This window comes from Acidocella sp. (genome assembly GCF_027352905.1).
Classification (GTDB): domain Bacteria; phylum Pseudomonadota; class Alphaproteobacteria; order Acetobacterales; family Acetobacteraceae; genus Acidocella.
The window spans coordinates 20862-46272 of sequence record NZ_DAIEIF010000021.1; the positions used below are offsets into that span (position 1 = coordinate 20862).

The 25411-nt window shown below is 66.9% G+C and carries 23 protein-coding genes; 12 read left to right on the top strand and 11 right to left on the bottom strand.

Annotated features, from left to right (window positions below):
* Nucleotides 1-46 precede the first annotated feature (46 nt).
* The 5 genes from M7H45_RS03285 to carA form a co-directional block, all read right to left on the bottom strand.
* Nucleotides 47-1243 (bottom strand): threonine ammonia-lyase, encoded by a 1197-nt coding sequence (locus tag M7H45_RS03285; protein WP_298214667.1) that lies wholly within the window; start codon nucleotides 1241-1243, stop codon nucleotides 47-49.
* A 1-nt stretch (nucleotide 1244) separates the two neighbouring features.
* Nucleotides 1245-1718 carry a transcription elongation factor GreA gene (gene greA, locus M7H45_RS03290; protein ID WP_298214669.1) on the bottom strand — a complete coding sequence of 158 codons (474 nt, stop codon included), beginning with the start codon at nucleotides 1716-1718 and terminating at the stop codon, nucleotides 1245-1247.
* Between the two features lie 81 nt (nucleotides 1719-1799).
* Nucleotides 1800-5042, bottom strand: coding sequence for a carbamoyl-phosphate synthase large subunit (carB, locus tag M7H45_RS03295; RefSeq protein ID WP_298214671.1), 3243 nt, complete (start codon nucleotides 5040-5042; stop codon nucleotides 1800-1802).
* A 19-nt stretch (nucleotides 5043-5061) separates the two neighbouring features.
* On the bottom strand, nucleotides 5062-6240 hold the full coding sequence (locus M7H45_RS03300; protein WP_298214673.1) for an AAA family ATPase: 1179 nt from the start codon (nucleotides 6238-6240) through the stop codon (nucleotides 5062-5064).
* Nucleotides 6241-6308: 68 nt separating this feature from the next.
* Complete coding sequence (gene carA, locus M7H45_RS03305; protein ID WP_298214675.1) at nucleotides 6309-7637, bottom strand: glutamine-hydrolyzing carbamoyl-phosphate synthase small subunit; 1329 nt, start codon at nucleotides 7635-7637, stop codon at nucleotides 6309-6311.
* Nucleotides 7638-7726: 89 nt separating this feature from the next.
* Between carA and M7H45_RS03310 the strand changes: the two genes are divergently transcribed.
* The 3 genes from M7H45_RS03310 to rpoD all read left to right on the top strand — a co-directional run bounded on the left by M7H45_RS03310 (nucleotide 7727) and on the right by rpoD (nucleotide 11963).
* Complete coding sequence (locus tag M7H45_RS03310) at nucleotides 7727-8185, top strand: GatB/YqeY domain-containing protein (protein WP_298214677.1); 459 nt, start codon at nucleotides 7727-7729, stop codon at nucleotides 8183-8185.
* A complete protein-coding gene (gene dnaG, locus M7H45_RS03315) occupies nucleotides 8186-9982 on the top strand; it encodes a DNA primase (protein ID WP_298214679.1) in 1797 nt (598 codons plus the stop codon). It abuts the gene before it with no gap.
* A 76-nt stretch (nucleotides 9983-10058) separates the two neighbouring features.
* A complete protein-coding gene (gene rpoD, locus M7H45_RS03320) occupies nucleotides 10059-11963 on the top strand; it encodes an RNA polymerase sigma factor RpoD (RefSeq protein WP_298214681.1) in 1905 nt (634 codons plus the stop codon).
* On the opposite strand, the gene M7H45_RS03325 is transcribed toward rpoD, so the two are convergent.
* On the bottom strand, nucleotides 11960-12187 hold the full coding sequence (locus M7H45_RS03325; RefSeq protein ID WP_298214683.1) for a hypothetical protein: 228 nt from the start codon (nucleotides 12185-12187) through the stop codon (nucleotides 11960-11962). The genes rpoD and M7H45_RS03325 overlap by 4 nt on opposite strands.
* Complete coding sequence (locus M7H45_RS03330; RefSeq protein ID WP_298214685.1) at nucleotides 12184-12465, bottom strand: plasmid mobilization protein; 282 nt, start codon at nucleotides 12463-12465, stop codon at nucleotides 12184-12186. The genes M7H45_RS03325 and M7H45_RS03330 overlap by 4 nt, the downstream gene beginning before the upstream one ends.
* A gap of 80 nt (nucleotides 12466-12545) precedes the next feature.
* Between M7H45_RS03330 and M7H45_RS03335 the strand changes: the two genes are divergently transcribed.
* From M7H45_RS03335 to holA, 4 genes are all read left to right on the top strand, one after another.
* Entirely contained in the window at nucleotides 12546-13325 is a 780-nt protein-coding gene (locus M7H45_RS03335; protein WP_298214723.1) for an SDR family oxidoreductase, read from the top strand.
* Between the two features lie 81 nt (nucleotides 13326-13406).
* Complete coding sequence (gene leuS / locus M7H45_RS03340; RefSeq protein WP_298214697.1) at nucleotides 13407-15974, top strand: leucine--tRNA ligase; 2568 nt, start codon at nucleotides 13407-13409, stop codon at nucleotides 15972-15974.
* Nucleotides 15958-16470, top strand: coding sequence for an LPS assembly lipoprotein LptE (locus tag M7H45_RS03345; protein WP_298214699.1), 513 nt, complete (start codon nucleotides 15958-15960; stop codon nucleotides 16468-16470). The genes leuS and M7H45_RS03345 overlap by 17 nt, the downstream gene beginning before the upstream one ends.
* Before the next feature lie 29 nt (nucleotides 16471-16499).
* The gene (gene holA, locus M7H45_RS03350) at nucleotides 16500-17477 is read left to right on the top strand and encodes a DNA polymerase III subunit delta (protein WP_298214701.1); all 978 of its coding nucleotides are present in this window, start codon (nucleotides 16500-16502) and stop codon (nucleotides 17475-17477) included.
* A 62-nt stretch (nucleotides 17478-17539) separates the two neighbouring features.
* Here holA and M7H45_RS03355 read toward each other — a convergent pair whose 3' ends face one another.
* The 4 genes from M7H45_RS03355 to mnmG are packed head-to-tail and all read right to left on the bottom strand — an operon-like array spanning nucleotide 17540 to nucleotide 21474.
* The gene (locus tag M7H45_RS03355; protein WP_298214703.1) at nucleotides 17540-18418 is read right to left on the bottom strand and encodes a ParB/RepB/Spo0J family partition protein; all 879 of its coding nucleotides are present in this window, start codon (nucleotides 18416-18418) and stop codon (nucleotides 17540-17542) included.
* Nucleotides 18415-19212: a ParA family protein gene (locus M7H45_RS03360; protein WP_298214704.1), complete on the bottom strand. Its 798-nt coding sequence runs from the start codon at nucleotides 19210-19212 to the stop codon at nucleotides 18415-18417. The genes M7H45_RS03355 and M7H45_RS03360 overlap by 4 nt, the downstream gene beginning before the upstream one ends.
* Entirely contained in the window at nucleotides 19196-19768 is a 573-nt protein-coding gene (rsmG, locus tag M7H45_RS03365; RefSeq protein ID WP_298214706.1) for a 16S rRNA (guanine(527)-N(7))-methyltransferase RsmG, read from the bottom strand. The genes M7H45_RS03360 and rsmG overlap by 17 nt, the downstream gene beginning before the upstream one ends.
* Nucleotides 19765-21474 carry a tRNA uridine-5-carboxymethylaminomethyl(34) synthesis enzyme MnmG gene (gene mnmG / locus M7H45_RS03370; protein ID WP_298214708.1) on the bottom strand — a complete coding sequence of 570 codons (1710 nt, stop codon included), beginning with the start codon at nucleotides 21472-21474 and terminating at the stop codon, nucleotides 19765-19767. The genes rsmG and mnmG overlap by 4 nt, the downstream gene beginning before the upstream one ends.
* 146 nt (nucleotides 21475-21620) lie before the next feature.
* On the opposite strand from mnmG, the gene M7H45_RS03375 reads away from it, so the two are divergent.
* The 5 genes from M7H45_RS03375 to M7H45_RS03395 form a co-directional block, all read left to right on the top strand.
* Nucleotides 21621-22205: a DUF1285 domain-containing protein gene (locus M7H45_RS03375; RefSeq protein ID WP_298214710.1), complete on the top strand. Its 585-nt coding sequence runs from the start codon at nucleotides 21621-21623 to the stop codon at nucleotides 22203-22205.
* A 48-nt stretch (nucleotides 22206-22253) separates the two neighbouring features.
* A complete protein-coding gene (locus tag M7H45_RS03380) occupies nucleotides 22254-22814 on the top strand; it encodes a CoA pyrophosphatase (RefSeq protein ID WP_298214711.1) in 561 nt (186 codons plus the stop codon).
* A gap of 59 nt (nucleotides 22815-22873) precedes the next feature.
* Complete coding sequence (locus M7H45_RS03385; RefSeq protein ID WP_298214725.1) at nucleotides 22874-23965, top strand: CCA tRNA nucleotidyltransferase; 1092 nt, start codon at nucleotides 22874-22876, stop codon at nucleotides 23963-23965.
* A complete protein-coding gene (locus M7H45_RS03390; RefSeq protein ID WP_298214712.1) occupies nucleotides 23962-25008 on the top strand; it encodes an acyltransferase in 1047 nt (348 codons plus the stop codon). The genes M7H45_RS03385 and M7H45_RS03390 overlap by 4 nt, the downstream gene beginning before the upstream one ends.
* A gap of 77 nt (nucleotides 25009-25085) precedes the next feature.
* Nucleotides 25086-25411 (top strand): AMP-binding protein (locus M7H45_RS03395; protein WP_298214714.1); only part of this gene is annotated, 326 nt, incomplete at its 3' end.

Here is a 25411-nt window from a genome sequence, read left to right on the forward strand (position 1 = left end):
TGAAGCCTGTGATCATTCAAATCAGACGAGACGGCTCTAGGCCGGCCTAGAGCCGGCGCAGGACGAAGACCTCGGCCAGCGAGGCCTCGATCGCCTCGCCATGGCCGGCATCGCGCGCCTCGATCATCACCTCCAGCTGGGCGTCCTGCACCGAGGGGCTGGAGAACAGGCGGTGATGCGCCACCTCGAGGATGTTGCCGCCGAGATCGCCGATGCGGCGGGAGACCTCGGCCAGCATGCCGGGCCGGTCCGGCAGTTCCAGCACCAGGCGCAGCATGCGCCCGTCGCGCAGCAGGCAGCGCATCAGCGTGTTGGCGAGGATGCGCGGATCGATATTGGCGCCGCAGATGGAGATGCCGATCTTGCGGCCCCGGAAATGCTCGGGAAAGCTCATCACCGCCGCCAGCCCGACCGCGCCCGCCCCTTCCGTGATCTGTTTGGCGTTTTCGGCGAAGGCGGCGATGGCGCTCTCCGCCGCGTGCTCGCTGACCACCAGCACCGGCACGCCGAGCGCCCGCAGCACGGCGAGCGGGCGCTGGCCGATATCGCGCACGGCGATGCCCTCGGCGATGGTCGGGCCTCCCACCTTGATCTCCTGCCCGGCGAGCGCCTGGGCGAAGGCGGCGTAACGCTCGACCTCCACGCCATAGACCTTGCATTGCGGGCGCATGTGCCGGGCGACGATGGCGCTGCCCGCCACCAGCCCGCCCCCGCCGGTCGCCACCACCAGCGCGTCGAGATCCGGCACGTCCTCCAGCATTTCCAGCGCCATCGTGCCCTGGCCCGCCATCACCGCCGGGTCGTCATAGGGGTGGATGAAGACCAGCCCCTCCTCGCGTTCAAGCCGGCGCGCCTCGGCGGCGGCCTCGGCCAGGGTCTCGCCATGCAGCACCACATTTGCCCCCCAGCCCGCCGTGCGCGTGACCTTGGTGGCGGGGGTATGGCGGGGCATGACGATGGTGGCGCCAATGCCCGCCAGCGCGGCGTGGCGGGCCACCGCCTGGGCGTGGTTGCCCGCCGACATGGCGACGACGCCGCGCTCCCGCTCCTGCGGCGTGAGCAGGGCGATGCGGTTGGCCGCGCCCCGCTCCTTGAAGGCGCCGATGGCCTGGAGATGGTCGTATTTGACGTATAGCTCCGCCCCGGTGAGACGGGAGAGCGACTCCGAGCGCAGGAAGGGGGTGCGCACCACGCTGCCCCGGATCCGCTCGCGGGCGGCCAGGACGTCCTCGAAGCGGAGCATCTCAGACGTAGGAGATTTTGAGGATTTCGTAAGAGCGGTCGCCGCCAGGGGCGGGCACGGAGACCGTATCTCCCACGCGCTTGGAGATCAGCGCCTTGGCGAGAGGCGAGGTGATGGAGAGCTTGCGCTGTTTCACATCCGCCTCGTAGAGCCCGACGATCTGATAGGAGACTTCCTGATCGTTATCCTCGTCCACCAGATGGATGGTGGCGCCGAATTTCACCGTATCGCCGGAGAGGGCGGCGGGGTCGATCACCTCCACCGCCGAGACGATCTCCTCCAGCTCGGCGATGCGTCCCTCGACGAAGGATTGGCGCTCCCGCGCGGCGTGGTATTCGGCGTTCTCCGAGAGGTCGCCATGGGCGCGCGCCTCGGCGATGGCGCGGATGATGGCGGGGCGCTCAACGCTCTTGAGGGTCCGCAACTCATCTTCGAGCGCCGCGAGGCCCGCCGCGGTCATGGGAAATTTCTGCAACTGCTGCTCCTCGGGGCCAGGGGCTCCCGCGGGTTGGGGTGACGTGAAAAACCGCCGCCGGCGCGTGAACGCCGGCGGCGATCAGAAGGATTGCGTAAAATACGACTGGAGCGGCGCGACTTCAAGAGTGCGCGATTTCAGGGCGGCGATGGCGTGCGCCGCCGCCCGCGCCCCGGCGATGGTGGTGAAATGCGGCACCGCGTGGGTGAGGGCGGTGCGGCGGATGGCGAAGCTGTCCGCCACCGCCTGCGCGCCGGAGGCGGTGTTGATGATCAGCTGCACCTCGCCGGAGCGGATGGCGTCCACGCAATGCGGGCGGCCCTCCAGCACCTTGTTGACCCGGCGCACCGGAATCCCGGCCTCGGCCAGCACCCGCGCGGTGCCGCCGGTGGCCATGAGGGCGAAGCCGAGCTCGGCCAGGCGCCGCGCCACTGGCAGAATGGCGGGCTTGTCCGCGTCCTTCACCGAGACGAAGGCGGCGCCGGAGAGCGGCAATTGCACCCCCGCGCCCAGCTGGGCCTTGGCGAAGGCGCGGGCGAAATTCGTGTCCAGCCCCATCACCTCGCCCGTGGATTTCATCTCCGGCCCCAGGATGGTATCGACATTGGGGAAGCGGGCGAAAGGGAACACCGCCTCCTTCACCGCCACATGGGCGGGAGGCACGGAATCATCCAGGCCGAACCCCGCCAGCCTGGCCCCCGCCATGACCAGCGCGCCGATTTTGGCGACGGGCACGCCGGTGGCCTTGGCGACGAAGGGAACGGTGCGCGAGGCGCGGGGATTGACCTCCAGCACGTAGATCGTTTCGTCCTGGATGGCGTATTGCACATTCATCAGCCCCACCACGCCCAGCGCCTTGGCGAGGGCGACGGTCTCCGCCCGCAACTCCTCGACAATGGCGGGGGAGAGCGAATAAGGCGGCAGGGAGCAGGCGGAATCCCCGGAATGGATGCCCGCCTCCTCGATATGCTCCATCACCCCGGCCACGTGGACGTCGCGCCCGTCGCAGATACAATCCACATCCACCTCGGCGGCCTCGTTGAGATAGCGGTCGATCAGCACCGGATTGTCCCCGGAGACGCGCACCGCCTCGCGCATGTAGCGCTCCAGCCCGGCGCGGTCATGGACGATCTCCATCGCCCGCCCGCCCAGCACGTAAGAGGGGCGGATGAGCACGGGATAGCCGATGCGCGCCGCCACCGCCTCCGCCTGTTCGACGCTGCGGGCGATGCCGTTCTCCGGCTGGCGCAGGGACAGGCGCTTCAGTAATTCCTGGAAGCGCTCGCGGTCCTCGGCGATGTCGATGGCATCGGCCGAGGTGCCGAGGATGGGAATGCCCGCCGCCTCGAGAGCGAGGGAGAGCTTGAGCGGCGTCTGCCCGCCATATTGCACGATGCAGCCGAGCAGCTCGCCCTTTTCCTGCTCCTTGCGCAGCAGGGAAATGACATCCTCGGCGAAAAGCGGCTCGAAATAGAGCCGGTCCGAGGTGTCGTAATCAGTGGAGACGGTCTCCGGGTTGCAATTGACCATGATGGTCTCGAACCCGGCCTCGCGCAGGGCGTAGGCGGCGTGGACGCAGCAATAATCGAACTCGATGCCCTGGCCGATGCGGTTGGGGCCGCCGCCGAGAATGACCACCTTGCGCCGGTCTGAGACTGCGGATTCATCGAGCGGCGGGGCGAAGCCGCCCTCATAGGTGGAATACATGTAGGAGGTGGCGGAGGCGAACTCGCCCGCGCAGGTGTCGATGCGCTTATAGGCGGGGGTGACGCCGAGTTTGAGGCGCTGGGCGGTGACCGCCGCCTCCTTCTGGCCGGCGATCTGGGCGAGGCGCTGGTCGGCGAAGCCCATCGCCTTCAGCCGCCGCCATTCCGCCGCCTGGCGGGGCAGGCCGCGCGCCTTGATGTCCCGCTCGGCGGCGATGATCTCCGCCATCTGGCGCAGGAACCAGGGGTCGAACCCGCAGGCGGCGTTGATATCCGCGACGGAGAGCCCGGCGCGCAGCGCCTGTGCTGCCACCAGCAACCGGTCCGGCCGGGGGGTGGAGAGTGCCGCGCGGAAGGCATCCGCCCCGCCATCGCCGGGGGGGTCGATCTCGTCCAGCCCGGAGAGACCGGTTTCCAGCGAGCGCAGCCCTTTTTGCAACGCCTCCTGGAAATTGCGGCCGATCGCCATCGCCTCGCCGACCGATTTCATCGAGGTGGAGAGCAGGGCCGGGGTGCCGGGGAATTTCTCGAAGGTGAAGCGGGGAATTTTGATGACCACGTAATCCAGCACCGGTTCGAAGGCGGCCGGGGTGGTGCGGGTGATGTCGTTGCGCAATTCGTCCAGCGTGTAGCCGATGGCGAGCTTGGCCGCGATCTTGGCGATGGGAAAGCCGGTGGCCTTGGAGGCGAGCGCGGAGGAGCGGGAGACGCGGGGGTTCATCTCGATGACGACCATGCGGCCATCCTCGGGGTTGATGGCGAACTGGACATTGGAGCCGCCGGTCTCCACGCCGATGCGGCGCAAACAGGCGATGCTGGCGTCGCGCATGCGCTGGTATTCTTTATCCGTGAGGGTGAGCGCCGGGGCGACGGTGACGGAATCGCCGGTATGCACGCCCATCGGGTCGATATTCTCGATGGCGCAGACGATGATGCAGTTATCCGCCTTGTCGCGGACCACCTCCATCTCGTACTCCTTCCAGCCCAGCACCGATTCCTCGACCAGCACCTCGTTGGTGGGCGAGGCCTCGATGCCGCCGAGGCAGATCTCGAAGAATTCCTCGCGGTTATAGGCGATGCCGCCGCCGGTGCCGCCCAGGGTGAAGCTGGGGCGGATGACGGCGGGCAGCCCGACCTGGGCCAAGGCCGCCGCCGCCTCGTCCCGGTTATGGGCGATGGCGGAGCGGGGGCCCATCACGCCGATCTCGGCCATGGCGTCGCGGAATTTCAAGCGGTCCTCGGCGCGGTCGATGACCTCGGCCCGCGCGCCGATCAGCTCCACCCCGAAGCGCTCCAGCGCGCCCGACCTGGCCAGGGCCATGGCGGTGTTGAGGGCCGTTTGCCCGCCCATGGTGGGCAGCAGCGCGTCCGGCCGCTCCCGGGCGATGATCTTCTCCACCATCTCGGGCGTGATCGGCTCGATATAGGTGGCGTCGGCCAGGGAGGGGTCGGTCATGATCGTCGCCGGGTTGGAGTTGACGAGGATGACGCGGTAGCCCTCTTCGCGCAGCGCCTTGCAGGCCTGAGCGCCGGAATAGTCGAACTCGCAGGCCTGGCCGATGACGATCGGCCCGGCGCCGATGATCATGATGGAGGCGATGTCGGTGCGTTTGGGCATGGCGCTCTCTTTGGGAAAATCAATCCGGCCGGACGCGGCGGAGATATTGTTCAAACAACGGCACGGTGAAGGCGGTGTCGCCATGGGCGGGGGCGTAAATCATGCCCTTGGCGATGAGGTTGTTGCGGATAGGGGCGATGGATTGAGGCGTGACGCCGAGCGCCTGGGCGATTTCTCCCGAGCGGTAGGACCCGGTTCCGGGCAGCGCGGCCATAGCCCGCACATAGTCCCGCTCGCGCGGGGTCAGGCGCTCGAAGCGGACCTTGAAGAAGCCTTGGTCGAGCCGGGTCAGGGCCTTCTCCGTCGCCTTGGCGACATCCGCCTGGGTGATCGGCGAGCGGGCGGTGGTGTTCCAGGCCTGATATCCCCATTCCTGCAGAAAGAACGGATAACCCTGGGTCCAGCCGAGAATCTCGTTCAGCGCATCCGGCTCGATCTCCTCTCCTTCGGCTTGGATCGGCTTGCGGATGGCGTCGATGCTGTCGGTATCCTTAAGGGCGCCAACACGCGGGAAATCGAACAGGCGCTCGGCGTAGGATTTCGAGCGGCCCATCAGGCCCACCACCTGCGGCAGGCCGGCGCCGAACATGAGGATCGGCAGGCCGAGCTGCGCCATGCGGTGCACCGACATGATGAGCGCGCTCATTTCCGCTTCTTTGAGGTATTGAAGCTCATCGATGAGGATGACGACATGGCGTTGCCGGTCTGCCGCCGCCCTGCCGATGGCGGTGAAGAGATCCGGCAGATCCGCCTCGAGATCCCCGCTATCCGCGACTCCTGTTTCCGGGTCCACGTCCAAGGTCAGCTCGGCCTCGCCATATTTTAACCGCAGCCCGCTCATGAAGCTTTTGAAGATGCGCAAGGCGCGCTTGGCCTGTTCCGAGAGCGCGCCGAGGCGGTCGAGATCGAGCAGCAGGCGGCGCAGGGCGGGAATAAGCAAGGCGGGCAGACGCTTATCCTCATGCGCTTCCAGGCTCAGGCAATAATAGCCTCGCGCCTCGGCCATCAGACGGAATTCGTTCAGGAGCACGGTTTTGCCCACCCCGCGCAAGCCGACGGCGATCAGGCTTTTCACCGGACGGCCAAGTTTCAGCCGATCAAGCGCGACACGCGCCTGCTCGATCAATTCCCAGCGGCCGCTGAGTTCTGGCGGTGGCGTGCCCGCGCCAGGGGCAAAGGGGTTGCGAACAGGGTCCATAGCGAATTTATAGATGATTTATCAAGTTATAGCCATTTTTTACTATAAAAAGATAAAAATCATATTACTCAGCCCAGCCTCTCCACGAAGCGGCGGAAAAGATGGGCCGCGTCGCTTGGGCCGGGTGACGCCTCGGGGTGGTATTGCACCGAGAAGGCGCGCCGGCTCCAGGCGGCGATGCCCTCGTTTGACCCGTCGAAGAGCGAGACATGGGTCACCTCCACCCCGGCGGGCAGGCTCGCCGCATCCACCGCGAAACCGTGATTCTGCGAGGTGATTTCCACCTTGCCAGTGGCAAGCTCCTTCACCGGCTGGTTGGCGCCGCGATGGCCGCGCTCCAGCTTGTAGGTGCGCCCGCCCAGGGCCGTCGCTAGTAATTGATGGCCGAGGCAGATGCCAAAGACAGGCACCTCCGCCGCCAGCACCCCCTGGATGGCGGGAACGGCGTATTCGGCGGTGGCCGCCGGGTCGCCCGGGCCGTTGGAGAGAAACACTCCCTCTGGCCGGTGGCGGAGTATCTCCTCGGCGCTGCTGGTGGCGGGAACGACGACGACCCGGCAGCCCGCCGAGGCCAGGCAGCGGAGAATGTTGCGCTTGGCGCCGTAATCCACGGCGACGACCAGCCGCCCGCCCGCCGTCTCGGCGAAGCCGCGCTCCCAATCCCAGACCCCGTCCGTCCATTCATAGGGCTGGGTACAGGAAACCTCCCGCGCGAGGTCCAGCCCCTCCAGCCCCGGCCAGGCGGCGGCTTTTCGCGCCAGGGCGGGAAGGTCGAATTTCTGATCGGCGGGGTGGGCGAGGATGGCGGCGGGAGGGCCGAGGTCGCGGATGCGCAGGGTGAGCGCGCGGGTGTCCAGCCCGGCGATGCCGGGAATCTCCATCTTGCGCAGCCAGGCGCCGAAGGATTCGGCGGCGCGGTAATTAGATGGGAGGGTCGGGTCTTCCTTGGTGACGAGGCCGCGCGCGAAGATGCGCGGCGCCTCCATATCCTCGATATTGGCGCCGGTATTGCCGATATGGGGGAAGGTGAAGGTGATGATCTGCCCGGCGAATGAGGGGTCGGTCAGGGTTTCCTGATAGCCGGTCATGCCGGTGGAAAAGCAAAGCTCGGCGGGGGCGCTGATGCCATGCGCGCCGAACCCCCGGCCCCAGAAGACCGAGCCATCCGCCAGCACCAGGGCGGCGGTGGCGCCGGGCGGGGCCTCGCCCGTTTCCGGCGCGGCTGAAAAATCTTCCCAGGCGAGGCCGGTTGCGGCCATAATGGCGGGCCAATGGCGGGGCGGGATGACCCCGGCGCTGCGCCATTTGCGCACGGCCTCGGCCGAGACGCCGGCCAGCCGGGCGGCGGCCTCGTTACCGCCGAGGCGGCGGAGTATATCATCAAGGGGACGGGGCATGAGGCCGCTTAGCGGAATTTTGTTCCCGGCTCAACGAGGATATAGGCTGGCGCGGAAATTTTTTCCGGCCCAGGAAACGGAGTTTGAGTGTGAGCCTAAGAGAGAAACTGACCGCCGCCGTGAAGGAGGCCATGCTGGCCCGGGATGCGGAGCGCACCTCCGCCCTGCGGATGATCCAGGCCAAGCTGAAGGATGCGGATATCGCCGCCCGTCCCAAGGGCGTGACCCAGATCTCCGATGAGGAGGTGCAGGCGCTGCTGCGCTCGATGATCAAATCCCGCCGGGAATCGGCGGCGCTCTACCGCCAGGGCGGGCGCGAGGAGCTGGCGGCGAAGGAGGAGCGGGAGATTGCCGTGATCTCGGAATTCCTGCCGCGGACGCTGGAGGGCGCGGCGCTAGAGGCGGCCGTGGCCGAGGCGATCGCCGCGAGCGGGGCGGCCGGCCCGAAGGATATGGGCAAGGTGATGGCGGCGCTGAAGGCCAAGCACGGCGCGGCTTTGGACATGGCCGCCGCCTCCGCCGCGGTGAAGGCGGGTTTGGCCGGGTAGATGGCGCTTCCCGCCAATTTTCTCGAGGAATTGCGGGCGCGGCTGCCGGTCGCCGCCGTGATCGGCCGCACGGTGAAGCTCAGCCGCTCAGGCCGGGAGCGCAAGGGCTGCTGCCCCTTTCATGGCGAGAAGACGCCCTCCTTTTACGTGTATGACGATCATTACCATTGCTTCGGCTGCGGCGCGCATGGCGATGTCATCACCTTCACGATGAAGACGGGGGGACTCTCCTTCATGGAGGCGGTGCAAGATCTCGCCGCCCAGGCCGGGCTGGAAGTGCCCAAGCCCACCCCCCAGGCCGCCGCCGCCGAGGCCCGGCGCGCCAGCCTGGCCGAGGTGCTGGAGGCGGCGTGCCGGGAGTATCAGCTTTGGCTCTGGGGCCAGGAGGGGCGGGCGGCGCTCGCCTATCTGCGCGGGCGCGGCTTGCAGGATGAAACAATCCGCCGCTTTCAGCTCGGCTGGTCAGGCGAGGGCAGGGGAGCGCTGGCCGCAGCACTGGCGGGGCGGGGCGTCTCCGCGGCGCAGCTGGCCGAGGCCGGGCTGATGAAGGCAAGCGAGCGCGGCCCGGTGGACATGTTCTTCTCGCGCGTCATGTTTCCCATCCGCGACCGGCGGGGCGGGCTGATCTCCTTTGGCGGGCGCATCATCGGCGAGGGGCAGCCGAAATACGTGAACGGGCCGGAGACCGCGCTGTTCGCCAAGCGGCGGGCGCTTTACGGGCTGAGCCTGGCGCGCGGGGCGGTGCGCCAGGGCGCGGCGCTGATCGTCGCGGAAGGGTATATGGATGTCATCGCCCTCGCCCAGGCCGGGTTCGGCGGGGCGGTGGCGCCGCTCGGCACCGCGTTGACGGAAGAGCATCTGGAAACGCTGTGGCAGATCTCGCCGGAGCCGGTGATCTGCTTCGACGGCGACGCGGCGGGCCAGCGCGCGGCGTTGCGCGCGGCGGAACTGGCGCTCGCCCATCTGACTCCCGAGCGATCCTTGAAGGTTTTGCGCCTGCCGCCCCAGGACGATCCCGACAGCCTGATCCGCCGGGGCGGCCCGGCGGGGTTCGCCGCCGCGCTCGCCGCCGCCGAGCCGCTGGCCGCCGCGCTTTACGCCCTGGCCCGCGCGGAAATGGCGGGGCGGACGCCGGAGGGGATCGCCCGGTTCAAGGACCGGCTGAGCGCCCTGGCCCGCGCCATTCCCCATAAAAGCCTGGCGACGGAATATTGGACGGCGCTGAAAACCCGCTTCGAGGCGGAGTTTCATCCGGAATGGGCACGGCGGCGCATGGCGGGCCCGGGCGTGGCGGCGCCGAGACGGACGGGCCCGCCGCCGCCGCCGGAGCCCGGAGCCGCCGATCTTCGCCGGGCGCGGCTGATGCTGGCGATTTTGCTGGAATTTCCAGCCCTGATCCCGGAGCTGGAGGAGGCGTTCTCCCATGTGCGGCTGCCTCCCGAGGATGAGCCGCTGCGCGCGGCGATGCATGAATTTATTGCCGCCCCGCACGGGCTTGACTCCGGCGCCTTGCTTGCCCATCTCGGCGGCCTTGGGCTGGATGGGCGGGCCGCGGCCATCCGCGCGCTGGCGCAGAGGGAGTTGCGGCTCCTCCAAGGCGCAAGCCCGGCGGAGGCGGCGCGCAGCTGGTGGAGCTTTTACGAATTGATGGAATTTGGCGTCGGCATGTTGCGGGCGGAATGCGCGGAGGCTGAGGCCGCCTGGCTCGCGAACCCCGATGACCGCGCCGCCTGCGACCGGCTGTTGCGATACCGCCTGCTGTTGACCCGCGCCATCGCCAATGATGCGGGTGCGTGACTCAAATCCGCCCCGGTCATTGCCTATTTATTAACTTGTCAAATATAGAGCCGCTTTCTCCGGAGTTTTGCAGATCATGGCCACCAAGCCAACCGCCACCACGGAACCCGCCGCCCCCGAGGCCGAGGCCGACGCCAATGTGCTGGACACCCAGTCCGCCGCCGTTAAGCGCCTGATCGCCAAGGGCAAGGAACGGGGCTACATCACCTTCGATGAACTGAACGCCGTTCTGCCCGCCGAGCAGAATTCCTCCGAGCAGATCGAGGATATCATGGCGATGCTCAATGAGATGGGCATGCAGGTCGTGGAATCCGAGGAGAACGAGGAGGCCGAGGCCGCCGCCGCGCCCAAGGATGAGCTGGCCGAGGACGAGGAGCAGGCGGGCAATATCTCGGAAGCCTCGGTCAGCCGTACCGATGACCCGGTGCGCATGTATCTGCGCGAGATGGGCACGGTGGAACTGCTCTCCCGCGAGGGGGAGATCGCCATCGCCAAGCGGATCGAGGCCGGGCGGGAGATGATGATCCGCGGGCTGTGCGAGAGCCCGCTGACCTTCCGCGCCATCATCGCCTGGCATGAGGCGCTGAAGAATGGCCGCGTGCTGCTGCGCGATGTGATCGATCTGGAGGCGATGCAGAGCGGCTCGGAGCCGGGGGATACCAGCTTCGAGGCCAGCGAGGAGATGGAAGAGGATGAGGATGGCGAGGGAGGCGGCATGTCGCTCTCCGCGCTGGAGGAAAAGCTCAAGCCGGAGATCTTCCAGAATTTCGAGGAGATCGAGAAGCTGTATGACAAGCTGGCCAAGCTCCAGACCAAGCGCATCGACAATCTCACCGCCGGCGGCGGCGTCAATTCCCGCTCCGAGAAGGCGTATGAAAAGCTGCGCGATGAGCTGGTGGCCAAGGTGGAGCAGGTGCGGCTGCATAATAACCGTATCGAGGAGCTGGTGGCCCAGCTGAAAGTGCTGAACCAGCGGCTGAACGGGCTGGAGGGGCAATTGCTGCGCCTGGCCGAGAGCGCCAAGGTGAGCCGCGAGGATTTTCTTCAGCATTACCGGGGCCGGGAGATGGACCCGAACTGGCTGCAGGACGTCGCCGCTTTGCCGGGCAAGGGCTGGAAGGAGTTCGCCAAGAAACACGCCGCCCAGGTGGGCGAGTTGCGGGTGCAGATCGGCAAGGTGGCCGCCGAGGCCGGGTTGCCGATCGAGGAGTTCCGCCGGGTCTATACCACCGTCTCGCGCGGCGAGCGCGATTCCACCCGCGCCAAGAAGGAGATGATCGAGGCCAATCTGCGGCTCGTCATCTCCATCGCCAAGAAATACACCAATCGCGGCCTGCAATTCCTCGATCTGATCCAGGAGGGCAATATCGGGCTGATGAAGGCGGTGGATAAGTTCGAATACCGCCGCGGCTATAAATTCAGCACCTATGCGACCTGGTGGATCCGCCAGGCGATCACCCGTTCCATCGCCGACCAGGCCCGTACCATCCGCATTCCGGTGCATATGATCGAGACCATCAACAAGCTGGTGCGCACATCCCGCCAGATGCTCCACGAGATCGGCCGCGAGCCGACGCCGGAGGAATTGGCGGAGAAGCTCGGCATGCCGCTGGAGAAGGTGCGCAAGGTACTGAAGATCGCCAAGGAGCCGATCAGCCTGGAGACGCCGATCGGCGATGAGGAAGACAGCCATCTCGGCGATTTCATCGAGGACAAGGCGGCGATCATCCCGCTGGACGCGGCGGTGCAGGCCAATCTGCGCGAGGCGGCGACGCGGGTGCTTTCCTCACTGACGCCGCGCGAGGAGCGGGTGCTGCGCATGCGCTTTGGCATCGGCATGAATACCGACCATACGCTGGAGGAGGTGGGGCAGCAATTCAACGTGACGCGCGAGCGTATACGCCAGATCGAGGCGAAGGCGCTGCGCAAGCTGAAGCACCCCTCCCGCAGCCGCAAGCTGCGTAGTTTTCTCGACGACTAGCCGGGGTCGTCCGCGGGGCGGGCGGGGGCGATGCGGAGAATCGCCCCTTCCGGCTTGGCGATCTCGATGATCGTCTCCAGCCGGGTAAGACGGCGCTCGTGATCCTCGGTCTTGCCGCGCAGGGCGTCCTGGAAGTGAAGCTGGCTCGCCTCCAGCCGCGTCACCTGCTCCTGGATGAGGAGCATGGTTCTCAGCCCGGCGATGATGCGGTCGGATAAGGTCATGCCGCCGCTTGCCCGTCCTTCTGCGTGAGCTGGGCGGTCATCGCCTCGGTCATCGCAATGGTGCTGGCGAGGGATTTGAGAATGGCGGGGGCGGCGGTCTCGATGGCGGCGAGCAGGGCCTCGATCTCCTCGCGCTGGGCCGCCTCGCCCAGCGTATCGTCGCGCAGGCGGCGGCGCACGAACTCGGCGGCGCTGAGGCCGGCCCGCCGGGCCTTGCGCGCCAGCGCCTCCTTTTCCCGCGGGGTCATCTGCACCACCAGCCGCGCCGAGGCGCTCATCACCATTCTCCTCTGTACATTGCCATGTACATGGTAGAGGATCGGAAGGGAAAAAGCCATGTGCAATTCAGGAGAGAATGATGGATCTAGGCCTTCAATCCCGCACCGCCCTCGTCTGCGCCGCCAGCGCCGGGCTGGGCCGCGCCTGCGCCCAGGCCCTCGCCCAAGAGGGGGTGGAGGTCACCATCACCGGCCGCAACCGGGAGCGGCTGGAGGCCGCGGCGGCGGAGTTGCGGCAGATCACCGGCGGGCGCATCCGCACCGCGGCGGGAGATATCACCACGCCGGAGGGGCGCGCCGCCGCCCTGGCGGCCTGCCCCAACCCCGATATATTGGTGAATAACGCGGGCGGTCCGCCGCCGGGTGATTTCCGCGAGTTCACCGACGCCGATTGGCAGGCCGCGCTCAATGCCAATCTTCTCACGCCCATCGCGCTGATCAAGGCGACGGTGGATGGCATGATCGCCCGCAAGTTCGGGCGGATCGTTAACATCACCTCCGCCGCGGTGAAGACGCCCATGGCGGGCCTGGTGCTTTCCAATACCGCCCGTACCGGGCTGACCGGTTTTGTCGCGGGGGTGGCGCGGGAGGTGGCGCGGCATAACGTCATCATCAATAATCTGTTGCCCGGCCCGTTCGACACCGCCCGGGTGCGGGCCGCCGCCCTGGCGGAGGCCAAGGCCAAGGGCAAGGATGTGGAGGAGCTGGTCCGGGAGCGCGCCGCCCGCAGCCCGGCCGGGCGCCTCGGCCGGCCGGAGGAATTGGGGGCGATGTGCGCCTATCTCTGCTCCGTCCATGCCGGTTATATCGTCGGACAGAATATTCTGCTGGATGGCGGGGCGTTCAATTCGACGATGTAAAATTGCCCATAAGGTTGGCACACGCCTTGATTTCGCTCCCGGTTTGCGCCGCCGGGGGCGGGAGGATAAACAGGCGCCACCATGTCCGAGACCGAACCCACACGCTACGATTTCGCCGCCGCCGAGCCGTATTGGCAGGCCCAATGGCAGCAACAAGCCTGCTTCCGGGTGGAAGACCATCCCCGGGATGGCCGCCCAAAATATTACGTTTTAGAAATGTTCCCCTACCCCTCGGGCAAGATCCATATGGGCCATGTCCGTAATTATACGCTGGGCGATGTCGTCGCCCGCTATAAGCGGGCGCGGGGCTTTGCCGTGCTGCACCCGATGGGCTGGGACGCCTTCGGCCTGCCCGCCGAGAACGCTGCCCGCGAAAACAACGCCGATCCGGCGGAATGGACCTACCAGAATATCGCCAATATGCGGGCGGAATTGCAGCGTATGGGCTTCTCGCTCGATTGGTCGCGGGAGTTCGCCACCTGCGATGTCGAGTATTACGGCCAGCAGCAAAAGCTCTTTCTCGATTTCTGGAGGGAGGGGCTGGTCGAGCGCCGGGCCGCCAATGTTAACTGGGATCCGGTGGATATGACCGTGCTCGCCAATGAGCAGGTGATCGATGGGCGGGGCTGGCGCTCCGGCGCGCTGGTGGAGAAGAAGAAGCTCTCCCAATGGTTTTTTAAGATCACCGATTACGCGCAGGATTTGCTGGACGGGCTGAAACGGCTCGACCGCTGGCCCGAGCGGGTGAAGCTGATGCAGGAAAACTGGATCGGCCATTCCCAAGGGGCGGAGGTGGTGTTTCCCCTGGCCGAGCCCGTGGAGGGGATGGCCAGCGTGGCCGTTTATACCACGCGGCCGGATACGCTGTTCGGCATGTCGTTTCTCGCCGTCGCGGCGGAGCATCCGCTGGCCCAGGCGGTGGCGAAAACCAACCCGCAAGCGGCCGCCTTCATTGCTGAATGTGCCAGCCAGGGCACCTCGGAAGCGGTGATCGAGGCGGCGGAGAAGCGCGGCTTCGATACCGGACTGCGGGTGGTCAACCCCATCACGGGCCAGAGCCATCCGGTGTGGATCGCCAATTTCGTGCTGATGGAATACGGTACCGGCGCGATCTTCGGTTGCCCCTGCGCCGACCAGCGCGATCTCGATTTCGCCCGGAAATATCATCTGCCCGTGCCTGTCGTCGTCTCGCCCGCGAAAGACAGCGCGCCGGAGGTGAAGGACCAGGCGCTGGACGGGGAGGGCTATATCGTCAATTCCGGCTTTCTTTCCGGGCTGACGACCAAAGAGGCCAACACGCGCATCATCGCCGAGCTTGAGCGGCGGGGCGCGGGCAGGGCGGTGCAGAACTGGCGGCTGCGCGATTGGGGCATCTCCCGCCAGCGCTATTGGGGCTGCCCGATTCCGGTGATCCATTGTGAGGCCTGCGGCCCGCAGCCAGTGCCCGAGGACCAGCTGCCCGTGGTTTTGCCGCGGGATGTCAGCTTCGACAGGCCGGGCAACCCGCTCGATCACCATCCCAGCTGGCGGCATGTGAATTGTCCGGCCTGCGGCCGGCCCGCCTTGCGCGAGACGGATACGTTCGACACTTTCGTCGATTCATCCTGGTATTTCGCCCGGTTCACCGCGCCGCGCGCGCCCACGCCCACCGACCGGGCGGCGGCGGATTTCTGGTTGCCGGTGGATCAATATGTCGGCGGCATCGAGCATGCCATTCTGCATCTGCTCTATTCCCGCTTCTTTACCCGCGCCATGCGCAAGACCGGCCATGTGGCGATCGATGAGCCCTTTGCCGGGCTGTTTACCCAGGGTATGGTCACCCATGAATCCTACCGCGACGCGCAGGGACGCTGGCTCTACCCGGATGAGGTGATCCGCACCGCTGAGGGGGCCATGCATAAGAAAACCGGCGCGCCGGTCACGGTGGGGCGGGTGGAAAAAATGTCCAAATCCAAGCGCAACACGGTGGACCCCGGCGCGATCGTAGCGCGGTTCGGCGCCGATACTGCGCGCTGGTTCGTGCTCTCCGACAACCCGCCCGAGCGCGACGTGGAATGGACCGAGACCGGGGTCCAAGGGGCTTACCGGTTTCTGCAGCGCCTAGCCCGCATAGGCGAGGAGGTCGCGCGGACCGGGCCGGGCGAGGCGAGCGATGCGCCCGCCGCGCGCAAGCTGCGGCAGATGACGCACCGGGCCATCGAGGCGGTGACCCAGGCGCTGGAGGGTTTCGCCTTCAATCTCGCCGTCGCCCGGCTTTATGAATTGCTGAATGCCATCGCCGCGGCTGGCGAGGCGCCGGAATTGGCGGCGGCGCGGTTCGAGGCGATGGAAAGTCTCGTGCGGCTCGCCGCGCCGTTGGTTCCGCATTTGGCTGAGCATCTCTTCACCCGGCTGCGGCCGCAGGCGGGGCTGCTTGCCAACCAAGACTGGCCGGTGGCCGACCCGGCGCTGTTGGCGGTGGATGAGGTGACGGTGGCGGTGCAGGTTAATGGCAAGCTGCGCGGGACCATCCGCTTGCCGCCCGGGGCGGATGCGAACCACGCCATTCCGCTTGCCAAAGAGGCCGTGGCGGGCGCAATAGGCGGGCAGAGCATCGTCAAGCAGATCTACGTGCCGGACAGGATCGTGAATTTTGTCGTCAAACCTTAAATTCCTGATTTTTCTGCCATGGCTCGCCCTGGCGGGGTGCGGTTTCGCCCCGCTTTATGGTGGCCAGCAAGGCGCTGACGCCAGCGCCGGGCTGGAGACGGTCGCGGTGCAAAACCTGCCCGAGCGCAACGGCCAGATTCTTCGTCAAACCTTGCAACAGCAATTCTATACCAACGGCCAGCCCGCAACGGAACTTTATACTCTGGCGGTGAACTATAATATTGCCCAGATTGGCGAAGGGGTGCAGCCGGATAGCTCGACCAGCCGTATCCGGTTCGACGCCAGCGCCGCGTGGCGGCTCTCGCCCATCGGCCATCCGGAAAAGACGCTGGTCTCAGGCAATGCCACGGCGATGGATGCGCTTAACATCCTGGACCAGCAATATTTCGCGGTGAATCTGGAAACCGATACGGTGGATCAGCAATTGGCGGATCAGATCGCGGCGCAGATCACCACCCAGCTTGCCGCCTGGTTCCGCGTTCACCCCGCCACATGAAGATCGACACGGGCCGGATTGCGGCCTTTTTGCGGTCGCCTTCCGCCCCGCTGGTATTGCTGCACGGGCCAGATGCCGGGCTGGTGGCAGCGCGCGGGTTGGAATTGGTCCGGGCGGTGGAGGGTGCGGCCTCCGACCCATTTCGCTATGCGGAACTCGCCAACCCAGAGCCGGAAGACTTGCTGGCTGAGGCCCTGGCCGGCGCGCTGACCGGCGGGCGGCGGGTGGTGCGGGTGCGCGATGCGCGCGAGCCGCTGGCAAAAGCGGTGGAAACGCTGCTGAAAACTCCGCCCGAGGCGCTGGTGATTTTGGAAGCGGGGGAACTCCCAGGCAAATCCCGTTTGCGGCGGCTGGCGGAAACAGGGGCGGGTATGGCCTGCCTGGGCTGCTATCCCGTCGAGCCCGCCCGGTTGCCGCAGATGATTTCCGCCCGGCTGCGCGCCGAGGCGGTGGCGATCACACCGGAAGCAGCCGCCTGGACGGCGCAAAACCTCTCCGGCGAGGAGGGGCAGTTGGCTCAAGCGGTGGAGCTTCTCGTTCTTTACGCCGGAGCGGAAAAGACGCTTTCATTGGAGGATGCGCGCGCCATTTTGGCCGATGGCGGCGGCACCTCAGCCGTCGACGCGGTAGATGCGGCGCTGACGGGGGATGTGGAAGGGGCCGACAGAGCGCTGGCACGGGCCTATGAAGAGGGCGTCTCGCCTGTCGGGCTGATCCGTGCCTTGCTTGGCGAGTTGATGCGACTCCGGCTGGCATCGGCGAGGATGGCGGAAGGCGCGTCTGCGGCGGAGGCTATGGCAGCGCTGCGCCCGCCCGTATTTTTCAAGCGGCAGCCGCTGGTGCAAAAAATGTTAAGGTTATGGCCGTGGACGGCGGTCAATGAGGCGCTGGCGGCAGGGCTGGCAGCGGAAAAGGCCTGCAAAACCAGCCATATTCCCGATCAGGATTTCTGCCGGCAGGTTTTGTTGGGCCTGGCTAGCCGTGCCAGGACCGCAAGCCGGAATTAGGGCGGCTCCATGTTCCACGTGGAACATTGCCCTTTCTTTGAGGCTACGTTCCACGTGGAACATCAGCCGTTGAGCAGGGCCAGAAGCGAATCCAGCTGGTCGAGATCTGTATAGTGCAGGATGAGGGCGCCGCCCCGGCCGTTATAGCGCACCTCCACTTTCAGCCCGAGTTTTTCGGTAAGCTGTGCCGCCAGCGCCGCGATTTCCCCCGCATCGCCGCTCCGTGCCGCCGGGCGCAAAGCCGCCTCTGACGCCAGGGTGGGGCGCCCCGCCTGCTGGACCAGCGCCTCGGTCTGGCGCACCGAAAGCCCCCGCCGGACCACCTCGGCCGCCGCCTTGACCGGGTCGGGGTGGGCGAGCAAAGCCTTGGCATGGCCAGCCGTAAGCTGGCCTTGCCGCAGCAGGGCCTGTACCTCGGCGGGAAGCTGCGTCAGCCGAAGCATATTGCTGATATGGCTGCGGGATTTACCCACCGCCTCGGCGAGTTGCTCGTGGCTGAGCTGGAACTCCCCGGCCAGACGCCGGTATCCCTCCGCTTCCTCGATCGGGTTGAGGTTCTCCCGCTGCAGGTTTTCCACCAACCCGGCAGCCATCGCCTCGGAATCCGAAAGAGGGCGGACCAGCACCGGCACCTCGTGCACCCTGGCCCGCTGGGCCGCGCGCCAGCGCCGCTCCCCCGCGATGATCTGGTATTGGCTCGGCGCGCCCGGCTTGGGCCGCACCAGCAATGGCTGCAAAACCCCCTGGCGCGTGATGGAGTCCGCTAATTCCTGCAGAGCGGTGTCGTCCATCTCCTGCCGGGGCTGGAACGGGCTTGGTTCGAGTAGATCCACGGGCAATTGCTGCGCGCCCGGGACGGGCGGGCTAATGGGAGAGGTGGCCTCACCCAAGAGCGCGGCCAAGCCCCGGCCCAAGGGTCTATGTGGAGGTTTGCCGCTCATGCCATTTCCTTTCGTCCGCGCGATCGGCGCAAGAATTCCGCAGCAAGGGCGAGATAGGCCTGCGCCCCGCTGGAGCGGAAATCATAAAGCAGTACGGGAGTGCCGTGGGAAGGGGCCTCGGTGACCCGAATATTGCGGGGAATCGCGGTCTCGTACACCTGGCCTTTGAAATAGGCCCTCACGTCGCCGCTCACCTGCTCGGAGAGATTATTGCGTTTGTCGGTCATGGTCAGCACAATGCCTTCGATTTGCAAGCGGGGATTCAGGTTGCGTTTCACCATTTCCACCGAGCGGACGAGCTGAGAAATGCCTTCCAGGGCAAAGAATTCCGCCTGCAACGGCACCAGTACCGAATCCGCCGCCACCAGGGCGTTGAGGGTGAGCAAGGCGAGGCCGGGCGGGCAATCGATGAAGATGATATCGGCCTCGCTCCCTTGGGCGAGGGCGTCGCGAAGCAGAAATTCCCGGCGTGGCGTCTGGCTGAATTCGAGGTCGGCCCCGATGAGATCCGCCACCGCCGGGACAATGGAGAGATTTTCGACATTCGTGGCGATGGCGGCTGCAGGCAGGCGGGTTTCGCCGGTGAGCAGGGCGTAGCTGCCGCCCTGGCGCGCCGCGATGTCGATGCCGAGCCCGGTGGAGGCGTTGCCCTGTGGGTCGATATCGATAAGCAGGATTTTCTGCCCGCCCAAAGCGAGGGCGGCGGCCAGGTTGATGGCGGTGGTGGTTTTGCCAACGCCGCCTTTCTGGTTGGCGATGGCGATGACGCGCGGTGTCTTATGCGGCTCCGGCATGGCGAATCTGGCTCACTTTCAGGATGCTGCTCCCGCTCCCATCCGAGGCGGTCAGGCGCTCGGCATCCATCTGCCAGAGGCGGGTTGCGGCCGTCAATTCGGCATCGACGCCTTGCCCTTTGGGAAATAGGCAAATCCCGCCCGGCGCCAGCAGGGGCGCGGCGAGGCCGAGCAAAATCTCCAGCGGCGCCAGGGCCCGCGCGGTGATCAGTGGCGCGGGGGAGATGGGCGCGGACTCGATCCGGCAGTGATGCACCCGGGCCGGGGCGCCGGTCTGACGCGCCGCCTCCATGAGAAAGGCCGCCTTGCGCGCATCCGCCTCAATGAGATCGAACGGAATGCCGGTGGCGATGCACAAAACCAAGCCAGGAAAGCCCGCGCCGGAGCCGAGATCGATGGCGCGATCCGTAGAGGCTGGAATCAAGGGCAGCAGCCGCAGGGAATCCTCGATATGGCGCGGCCAAAGCTGCGGCAGATCCGCTTTGGAAACGAGGTTGATACGGGGCGACCATTTGCGCACCAGCCCGGCGAAAATCTCCAGCCGGGGCGCATTCATGCGGCGCGGCTGGCTTTACGCAACGCTCCGAAAATCGCGCCCAGCGCCGCCGGGGTCATCGCCTCTATCCGCCCGGCTTCGGCAAGATTGCGGGGCTGGGCGCGTTCGAGTTTCTCCTTCAGTTCCGAAGAGAGGCCGCCAACCTGGCGGTACTCGAAACCATGCGGAATTTTCACCGCCTCATCCTTGGCGCGGGCGCGGATCTCGGCTTCCTGGCGGGCGAGATAGCCGGCGTAAAGCAGATCGGCGCGCAGGATCCGCGCGGCCTTGCTCTGGCCCGCCGGCTCGGCCGCCAACGCGGCGATCTCCGCTTGCAGCGCGGCGAAATTCGCCGCCCGCGCCGCATCGACGCAGCCCCAGGCCAAGCCTTTGGGCGTCAGGCGCAGGCTGGCATTGTCGGCGCGCAGCTTCAGCCGGTATTCGGCGCGGGAGGTGAACATCCGGTAGGGTTCGGAAACCCCTTGCGTTACCAAATCATCGATCAGCACGCCAATATAGGCCTCGGACCGGGCCAGCGCCACCAGCTCCGCCCCGCTGGCGCGCCGGGCGGCGTTCAGCCCGGCGATGAGCCCCTGGGCCGCCGCTTCCTCATAGCCCGTGGTGCCGTTGATCTGGCCAGCGAGAAACAGCCCGGGCAAGGTTTTGACCTCTAGCCCATGGCCGAGGGCGCGCGGGTCCACATAATCGTATTCCACGGCATAGCCGGGCCGAAGGATGCGCGCCCGCTCCAGCCCGGGAATGGTGCGGATCATTGCCTCCTGCACCTCGGGCGGCAGCGAGGTGGAAATGCCGTTGGGATAAACGGTCTCGTCCTCCAGCCCTTCCGGCTCAAGGAAGATCTGGTGGCTCGGCTTCTCGGCGAACCGTACCACCTTATCCTCGATCGAGGGGCAGTAGCGGGGGCCGCGTCCGGCCAGGGCGCCCCCATAAACAGCTGATTTCTTTATATTTTGACGAATGATCTCATGCGTCGTTGCCGTGGTGGCGGTGATCCGGCAGGAGATTTGCGGATTGGTGATCTGGGCGGTGAGATCGGAGAACGGCTCGGGCGGGGTCTCGCCGCGATCCTCTGGCAGGCCGTCCCAATCGATGCTGGCGCGCGCGAGCCGGGCGGGGGTGCCGGTTTTGAGCCGCCCGAGGGGCAGGCCGAGACGGTGGAGATCGGCGGCCAAGGCTTGCGAGGGCGCGTCCCCCGCCCGCCCGCCCGGCATGCTGCGCAAGCCGAAATGCAGCATGCCGTTGAGGAAGGTGCCGGAGGTGAGCACGGCGGCGCCACAACGGAAAACGGCTCCGGAGGCGAGGCGCAGGCCGGTGAGACGCCCTTGCGTAATCTGAAGCCCGGTGACTTCTTCCTCCCGGATGGTAAGATTGGCCTGCGCCGCCAGCAGGGCCTGGATGGCGCGGCGGTAGAGCTTGCGGTCCGCCTGGGCGCGGGGGCCGCGCACCGCCGGCCCCTTGCCGCGATTGAGCAGTTTGAAATGGATGCAGGCCGCGTCCGCGGCTTGGCCCATCAGCCCGCCGAGCGCGTCGATCTCGCGGACGAGATGGCCCTTGCCAATTCCCCCGATCGCCGGGTTGCAGGACATCTCTCCCAGCCGCGCCGCGCTTTGCGTGATGAGCAAGGTGCGCGCCCCGTATCGCGCCGCCGCCGCCGCGGCCTCGGCGCCGGCATGGCCGCCGCCGATGACGATGACATCGTATTCCATGGCCGATCTTTAGCGAATTCGCGGCGAAAACGCCAAACACCGCGCGCATGGCAAGAGACCGACCTCCCCAAGCGGCCCTCCCTTTGCGCCGGGCTTTGCCCTGCCTATATCGTGGAAAAGATTCGGAGTTTGGCGTGTTGGAGCGGATGCTGAGGGGAAAACCGGCGGGGGAGGAAGCGGGCGATGCCCGGCCGCCGCGCCGCGTCACGGATTGCGGCGACCTTCCGTTTCTCATCAAACGGGACGGCGCCTGGCTTTATAAGGGCACGCCGATCAACCGCAAGCCGATGGTCTGCCTGTTTGCGAGCGTGCTCACCCGTGACGAGGACGGCCATTATCTGCTGGAGACCCCGGCGGAGCGCGGGCGGATCGAGGTGGAGGACGCCCCCTTCCTGGCCGTGGAGATGCAATGGACCGGCACCGGCCGCGACCAAAGCCTCACCTTCCGCACCAATGTCGATCAATGCGTCACGGCGGGACCCGAACATAAATTACGGATCATGCATGATTTGCTGACTTGCGAACCTGTGCCTTATCTTCACATTCGTGATGGCAAGGGCCGATATCCGATCGAGGCGCGGATCAACCGCGCCACCTATTATGAGCTGGTGGCGCTGGCGGAGCCGGGCATGGTCCAGGGCCGCAAGATGCTCGGCGTATGGAGCGGCGGTGTATTCTTTCCACTCGGCGAGGAGAATGATTGCCGCGACGTGGAGGCGGGGCCGGTCTGAATATCCGCCCGCCAGCGGTTACGCCACAAGATCCGCCGGGCTGGCGCCATGAGGCTAGAGGAGTTGCGCCAGGCCTTCATCCAGAAGGTTGAACCGCGCTTGTTGCCCGCGGAGAAGCTCCGCCGGGCTGCGGTGCTGGTGCCGATCGAGCCGGGGCGGGGCGTCTGGCTAACGCGGCGCAGCGCCCGGCTCGCTGATCATTCCGGCCAGGTCGCCTTTCCCGGCGGCAAGATCGAGCCGCGGGATGCCTCGGCCGAGGCGGCGGCGTTGCGCGAGGCCCAGGAGGAAATCGGGCTCGATCCGGGCCAGGCGGAAATTCTCGGGCGTCTGGATGATTACGTCACCGGCACCGGGTTTCATGTCGTGCCGGTGGTGGCGCTGCTGCCGCGCGGAGTGGCGCTCACCCCCGCCGTCGATGAGGTGGCGGATATTTTCACCTTACCCTTCTCGACCTTGCTCAACGCGGATTATCCGCTGCGCCGCGAGGTGGTGGCAAAAACGGGCGCGCGCCAGCTGTGGGTATGGCCGCATCCGGATCATGTGATCTGGGGCGCCACGGCGGCGATGCTGCGCGGGTTGGCGGCGCGGCTGGACCGGGCCGCGGCGTGACCGCGCCGCCGCCCTTGCCTGGGCTGGAGGCGGTATGGACGGCCCTGCCCGAGGCACGGATGGTGGGCGGCGCGGTGCGGGACATGCTGGCGGGCCGGGAGGTGGCGGATGTGGATTTTGCCGTGCCGTTGCCCCCGGCGGTGGTGATGGAGCGCGCCCGCGCCGCAGGGCTGAAGGCGGTGCCCACCGGCCTTGCCCACGGCACCGTGACCCTGGTGGCCGCAGGGCGGGGATTCGAGGTGACGAGCCTGCGCCGGGATGTAGAGACCGACGGACGGCACGCGCGCGTCGCCTTCATCGACGATTGGCGGGAGGACGCGGCGCGGCGGGATTTCACCATAAACGCTATGTCGCGCGACCGCGCTGGAGAGATTTACGATTATTTCACGGGCCGGGAGGATCTGCGGGCAGGCATCGTGCGCTTTGTCGGCAGGGCGGAGCAGCGCATCGCCGAGGATCATCTGCGCATTCTGCGGTTTTTCCGGTTTTTCGCCCGCTACGCCAAAGCCGCGCCGGATGCGGAGGCGGTGGCGGCCATCCAGGCAGGGCGGGAGGGGCTGCGTGCCCTCTCGGCCGAGCGCGTCTGGGCCGAGGTCAAGCGCATTCTGGCCGCGCCCGACCCGCTGTTGGCGGTGGAATTGATGCGGGACACCGGGGTGCTGGCGGTGGCGCTGCCGGGGGCTGAGGTGGCGGGTTTGGCGGCGCTGTTGGCGCGTGGCGCGCCCACCGATGATCCGCTGCTGCGGCTGGCGGCGTTGACCGCCGAGCCGGGGCTGGCGGCGCGGCTGCGCCTGAGTGGGACTGAGGCGGAGCGTCTCGCCGCACTGCGCCGGCCTTTCGGCTTGCGCCCAAGCGATGACGACGCCGCGCTGCGCCGAGCCTTGGCGGAGGAGGAGGCGGCCGTGCTGATCGGGCGCAGCTGGTTGCACGAGGAGGGGTTGGGGCCGGAATGGGACGCGCTGCGGGCGCGCCTTGGCGCTGTGGCGCGCCCGGTTTTTCCGCTGCGGGGCCGCGACCTCGCCGGGCTGGGCGTGCCGCCCGGCCCCGCTTTAGGCGCGCTGCTGGCCGAATTGCGGCGCTGGTGGCTGATGGGGGGCTGCCTAGCCGGGCGGGAGGTGTGTCTGGCCGAGGCGCGGCGGCGGTTGGCATGAGGCATGCTTCCGCCCATTTCGGCTGGCTGCGCCTCGCCCTCGCCAGCGCGGTGATTTTCAGCCACGCGCCGGCGCTGGTCTATGGGGATCTCAGCCACGATCCGCTGGGCTGGGCCGGGCCAGGGGTGAGCCTGGGGGCGCTGGCGGTGGACGGGTTTTTCATCGTCAGCGGCTATCTGGTGACCGGGAGCTATCTGCGGTCGGCCTCGTTGCGCGTGTATCTGGAAAAACGGGTGCTCAGGATTTACCCCGCTTTCATCGTGATGTTCCTGCTGCTGGCTCTGGGTTTGGCCCCCTGGGCCGGGGGCGGCTGGCCGGCCGGGCCGGCGGCGGCGGCGCGGATGCTGGCGCGCATGGCGTTGCTGCAGGCGCCCAAGGCGCCGGGGGCGTTCGCCGGGCTGCATCTGCCGCCCTGGCAGGAGAAGCTCAACCTGCCGCTCTGGACCCTGCCTTGCGAGGCGGCGTGCTACCTCCTCGTGCCGCTGCTGGCCAAGGCCGGGCTGCTGCGCCATCCCGCCCGGCTGGCCGGGCTGGCGGCGGGGCTGCTGCTGGGGCGGGCCGCCCTCATGCTGATGGCGCCGGGGCTGCGCACCGCCTCGCCCTTGCCGCCCGAACTGGTCTTAGAATTGCTCGCCATGTTCTGCTGCGGCGCGTGTTACGCCCTGCTCCGCCCTGGATGGCGGCCGCGCGCGGGTTGGGCGGCCCTGGGCGCGCTCGCCGCTCTTTGGTGTTTGCGCTCGCCCCTGCTCGCCGCTATTGGTACTGGGCTGGGAGGCGGTTACATGCTTCTCTATCTTGCCCATGCCCAGCGGGCGGGGCGTATCTTCCGCTGGGCGGAGCGCGCCGATTTTTCTTATGGACTCTATATTTATGCCTGGCCGCTGGGTTTGGTGATCTTGCAATGGCACCGGGGACTCTCCGCCCCGGTCCTGGCCGGGCTCAATTGGCTGGCGGCGCTGGCTGTGGCGGCGATGAGCTGGTATCTGGTCGAGCGCCCGGCCCTGGCTATGAAAACCCGGATGGCTGTCGTCAATCCTGCTTGATCCCGCCGAAGGATTGAGCCATCCTGCCCGGGCTCGAAGCTGGCTGATGATATAAAACCAACCCCCCCGGAGGAGCGATGATCCAAACCCAATTACCGGAAACGCTTAAGGAGCGGCACCGGCGCGGCGGGTTCTGGCATGACAGAATTTTGCTTGATTTCATCGAGGCGACGCCGCCGGAGCGGCTGGACAAGATCGCGGTCACCGATATCAACAGCATGACGGGGCGGAGCCATTCGGTCTCCTACCGACAGCTCATGCACCTGTCCAAACGCATCGCCCTGGGGCTGGTGGAGCTGGGGGTGGGACGGGGCGATATCGTCTCCTTCCAATTGCCGAATTGGTGGGAGTTCGTGGCGCTGCATCTGGCCTGCCTGCATATCGGCGCGGTGACCAACCCCTT